Source organism: Ensifer sp. SSB1, from assembly GCF_016652895.1.
Taxonomy (GTDB): Bacteria; Pseudomonadota; Alphaproteobacteria; order Rhizobiales; family Rhizobiaceae; genus Ensifer.
Genome location: NZ_JAEPRP010000326.1, coordinates 1 through 3,597 on the forward strand (window position 1 = coordinate 1; position 3,597 = coordinate 3,597).

At 64.7% G+C, this 3,597-nt stretch carries 9 protein-coding genes; all 9 read left to right on the plus strand.

Annotated elements, in window-relative coordinates; translation table 11 throughout:
• Positions 1-288: hypothetical protein (locus I8N66_RS36740; RefSeq protein ID WP_291165397.1), on the plus strand; the 288-nt coding region annotated here is incomplete at its 5' end.
• Positions 285-605 (plus strand): hypothetical protein, encoded by a 321-nt coding sequence (locus tag I8N66_RS36745; RefSeq protein WP_291165399.1) that lies wholly within the window; start codon positions 285-287, stop codon positions 603-605. The genes I8N66_RS36740 and I8N66_RS36745, both read left to right, overlap by 4 nt.
• Positions 599-1,000, plus strand: coding sequence for a hypothetical protein (locus I8N66_RS36750; RefSeq protein ID WP_291165401.1), 402 nt, complete (start codon positions 599-601; stop codon positions 998-1,000). The genes I8N66_RS36745 and I8N66_RS36750 overlap by 7 nt, the downstream gene beginning before the upstream one ends.
• Positions 997-1,425, plus strand: coding sequence for a recombination protein NinB (locus I8N66_RS36755; RefSeq protein ID WP_291165403.1), 429 nt, complete (start codon positions 997-999; stop codon positions 1,423-1,425). Before I8N66_RS36750 ends, I8N66_RS36755 begins: the two co-directional genes overlap by 4 nt.
• Positions 1,425-1,799 (plus strand): Ref family recombination enhancement nuclease, encoded by a 375-nt coding sequence (locus I8N66_RS36760; RefSeq protein WP_291165405.1) that lies wholly within the window; start codon positions 1,425-1,427, stop codon positions 1,797-1,799. The genes I8N66_RS36755 and I8N66_RS36760 overlap by 1 nt, the downstream gene beginning before the upstream one ends.
• 31 nt (positions 1,800-1,830) lie before the next feature.
• Positions 1,831-2,085 carry a hypothetical protein gene (locus I8N66_RS36765; RefSeq protein WP_291165407.1) on the plus strand — a complete coding sequence of 85 codons (255 nt, stop codon included), beginning with the start codon at positions 1,831-1,833 and terminating at the stop codon, positions 2,083-2,085.
• A gap of 29 nt (positions 2,086-2,114) precedes the next feature.
• Entirely contained in the window at positions 2,115-2,615 is a 501-nt protein-coding gene (locus I8N66_RS36770) for a hypothetical protein (protein WP_291165409.1), read from the plus strand.
• Between the two features lie 23 nt (positions 2,616-2,638).
• Positions 2,639-3,214 carry an Nmad5 family putative nucleotide modification protein gene (locus I8N66_RS36775; RefSeq protein WP_291165411.1) on the plus strand — a complete coding sequence of 192 codons (576 nt, stop codon included), beginning with the start codon at positions 2,639-2,641 and terminating at the stop codon, positions 3,212-3,214.
• A 12-nt stretch (positions 3,215-3,226) separates the two neighbouring features.
• Positions 3,227-3,597, plus strand: a 371-nt coding sequence (locus I8N66_RS36780) for a hypothetical protein (protein WP_291165413.1), incomplete at its 3' end; no start/stop codon positions are given.

Sequence of the window (3,597 nt, forward strand, 5' to 3'; positions counted from 1 at the left end):
AACGAGTGGAACAGCATCGCCGGCGGCATCAACCACGCATGGACGCTGGCCGACCAGGGCATCGGGGCTGAAGCGGCGCCGGTGATCGATGCGGCCGAGGCTGGCATGCGGCGCGTGCAGGAGCGGTACCGGAAGACCAAGAGCCTGACGCTGGACGCGCAGGGCCTGGTCGATGTGCGAGACGCGCTGTACCTGTGGGGCCGCCAGCTCCGCATGTGCACCGTCGGGGAAGTGGACCGGGCAACCCGCCTGGTGCATTCGAAATACTGGGAGAGGCAGGCATCATGAAAATCGAAATTAAGGGCTGGATCTTTTTTGAGAAGTCCTCATACGAAAACGAGTTTTCGTACCGGTTCTCTGCCATCGAGGCAGACAAGTACGTCCGCGAAGGCGACGTCTGCATTCGGGTGTGCGAGCACACGATCCACGCCGAAGTGCCGGAAGGCTTCGACCCGACGGCCGAGCATATCCGCCAGTTGAACAGCGCCAAGGAGAAACTGCGCCGCGAGTTCAACGCCCGCATCGCGCAGATCAACAACCAGATTAGCAAGCTGCAGGCGATCGAGTACGACGCCGGGGCCATCGTGGAGATCCAGCCGTGCTGAAGATTCGCCTGCCGCGGCCAGTCGACGAGGCGCCGGAAGGTGCGTTGCTCGCCCCCGACGAGCAGCTGGAGCGCCGCGCGCCGGAGGAGGTCGTCATGTGGCGCTGCGCGGAATGCTTCGACCTGCACCACGACGAGGACGATGCGGCCGACTGCTGCGACGACTCCGACGACGATGCAAGCTGCGGCGGCATGCTGCTCGAATCGGGGCGAGTTCTCTGCCCGTGCTGCGGTACGGCAAATGCAGATTTCGAAGATGCGGTCGAGTGCTGCCTCTGGAAGACGATCGGCCCGGCAGAACGCCAGGCGCTGGCGCAGCAGATGCGCATCTATGGCTACCTGCTCGACAGCGCACTCGTCGGCATGGTGACAGGTGACCCCAAGGACTTGACATGAGCGAGAAGCAGATCTACCGCCTGGTGCACGGCCAGGCCCGCGCTGGCGCCCTGGCCGCGATCAAGTCAGCGCCCGACGGTTTCGTGGTGACGATCCAGCCGCCGACCCGCACGCTGGAACAGAACGCCCGCATGTGGGCGATGCTGACGGACGTGTCGAAGCAGGTCGAGTGGTACGGCCGCAAGCTGTCGCCCGCGAATTGGAAGCACGTTTTCTCCGCGGCGCTCGACAAGCAGGACGTCGTGCCGGGCATCGATGGCGGCTTCGTGGTGCTGGGCAAGAGCACGAGCAAGATGTCGATCCGCCAGATGGCGGCGCTGCAGGAGCTGATGTCAGCGTTCGGCGCCGAGCGTGGCGTGCTGTGGAGCGAGCCGGGCATGCAAGGCTACGAGGATCTGGCGGCCAGTGCGCGGAGGGCGGCGTAGTGCTGGCCCGCCGCACACCCATGAAGCGTACGTCCGGCCTGAAGCAGGGCGCCGGCCTGCAGCGCACCGCCTGGAAGAAGAAGGGCCCGAAGCGCAAGCCCAAGGCCAACCGCGACCACATGGGCGCCGTCGCCGCGCTGCCGTGCGTGGTGTGCCTGCGGCTGGGGTACGAAACCTACGGGGTGCAGGTCCACCACCTGAAGGAAGGGCAGGGCACCGCGCGTGCCGACGACAAAGACACCATGCCGCTGTGCGAGCCGCATCACACCGGCCCGCTGGGCGTGCACGGTCTCGGCACTAAGGGTTTCCCGAAGCATTACGGGTTCACGGAACGCGATTTGCTTGCTGACACGCGCCGTTTGCTCGGGCTATAATATGCACAAATGGCTTGAACGGAGTGCGAACATGCTTTGCGCGGATCTGGATGATTTCCAGCCGGGCGAGACGGTCATCACACCGTCGGGCCGCCTGGCAGTGGTGAAGAAGCTGCTCGCCGGCACGAGCAAGAAGGATTGCTTCAGCCGCCTGACTTGCCGGTATCTGGATGGCGGACCGCGGGACTTGGTCACGCTGCAGCCGCATCAGGTGCGCAAGCAGGAAGTGCCGAAGCGAGATGTCGACCCGCGGCAGTTGGATTTGTTCGCGGTTAAATATGCGTAAATGGCTTGCAGTGAAGCCATAATCGAAACATGAGCGAAGCAACGAAACCCGCGCGGACGCGCAGCCAGATCGGCAAGAGCAACCGGGCCAAGGGCCAGGACGGCGAGCGCAAGATCGCGCGGATCCTCTGCGACCTGCTGGGGCTGGACATCCGGCGCCGCGTGCGCAACCACGCCGACGACTCGGACCTGACCGGCATGCCCGGCTGGTCGATCGAGGTGAAGCACTGCCAGCGGCCATTGATCCGCACGTGGTGGGAGCAGACGGTCGAGCAGGCGAAGGACGGCGACATCCCGGTTCTGTTCTACCGGCTGCCGCACAAGGACTGGCGCGCGGTCGTGCACGTGTCGACCTTCACCGGCGGCGAGGCCCCGGCGCAGTTCGATTTCACGGTCGAGATGGGCGTGCAGGCGTTCGCGGAGCTGTGGCGCGAGGTGGAGAGCAAACGAATTCTGGACCGGGCCCGTGCACAGCACGTCGCGCAGTCCGAAAAGAACCTGGCCGTTATGGCTGGGCAGTCTGTGCAGTGACAACAAAAACACGCGAGGAACAAATGAAGCTGAACAAGACCAACCGAGAAGAAATCATCGCCGCCGCGGTGCTGGCGACATTCAAGGTGCGGGAGGCCGCGCACGAGAAGGCGCGCACTGCCCTGGCTGATGCGCTGTACGCGCATACGTATGCCGACGCGGAGAAGATAGCGAAGAAGCTTCCGCAGGGCTGGGCGGCGGGCCGAGATACCGTTGTCATTGCCTGCGATGGCTTCAGGACATACGGTCATGGCAACGGCGCGCCAAAGACCATGAAGCTGTCGCGGACCCGCCTGTTTCCGCCGTACAGCTCCGAAATCAAGGTGGACAAGGCACACGCTGTGTACGAGGGCGCCCAGGCAATCGTGCGCGAACACAACGCCATCGAGGCCGCGAAGGAGGAGCTGCGCACGAAGCTGCACGCGCTCGTCTATTCCGTAACGACCACGGAAAAGCTGCGTGAGGCGTGGCCGGAGGGCGAGAAGTTCATGCCGGCCGAAATCGTTGCGGTGCCGAGTCACCTCCCTGTGCCGCACGACCTCGTCGCCAACGTCAATGCGCTGATGGGGATTCGCCCCCGCAAAGCCGCCCGGGCCTGATCGGAGATCGCCATGAAGACGCTGAAGATCATAGCATTGCGCGTCTGGATCGGCCTGCTGCGCATCGAGCGCTCCATGCGCCTCGACGCCATGCAGACCACGTACGCCGCCAGCCCGGAGCGGCTGACTGCCGAGTTCGTGCGCGAGGTGCTGGCCGACGTCGACACCGACATCGAACGGGCCCATGCGCGTATCGAGACCATGAAGGAAGAACGCAGGGAGCCTGGCGCGTCGCCGGTGTGGCCGGTCTGGCTGTTGGCTGGCTGGCTGGTGCTGATGGTCCTGCTGGCGCTGTCTGGTTGCGGCCAAGCAGTGGCGCTCGATTCGACCGATAACCGGGTGACGCTCCAGCGTAGCGGCCTAGCCGTCTACACGGACCACGG

Bases quoted from the DNA above. Each gene is read 5' to 3' on its own strand.
- I8N66_RS36745 (WP_291165399.1), top strand. From the start codon at position 285: ATGAAAATCGAAATTAAGGGCTGGATCTTTTTTGAGAAGTCCTCATAC.
- I8N66_RS36755 (WP_291165403.1), top strand. From the start codon at position 997: ATGAGCGAGAAGCAGATCTACCGCCTGGTGCACGGCCAGGCCCGCGCT.
- I8N66_RS36765 (WP_291165407.1), top strand. From the start codon at position 1,831: ATGCTTTGCGCGGATCTGGATGATTTCCAGCCGGGCGAGACGGTCATC.
- I8N66_RS36770 (WP_291165409.1), top strand. From the start codon at position 2,115: ATGAGCGAAGCAACGAAACCCGCGCGGACGCGCAGCCAGATCGGCAAG.
- I8N66_RS36775 (WP_291165411.1), top strand. From the start codon at position 2,639: ATGAAGCTGAACAAGACCAACCGAGAAGAAATCATCGCCGCCGCGGTG.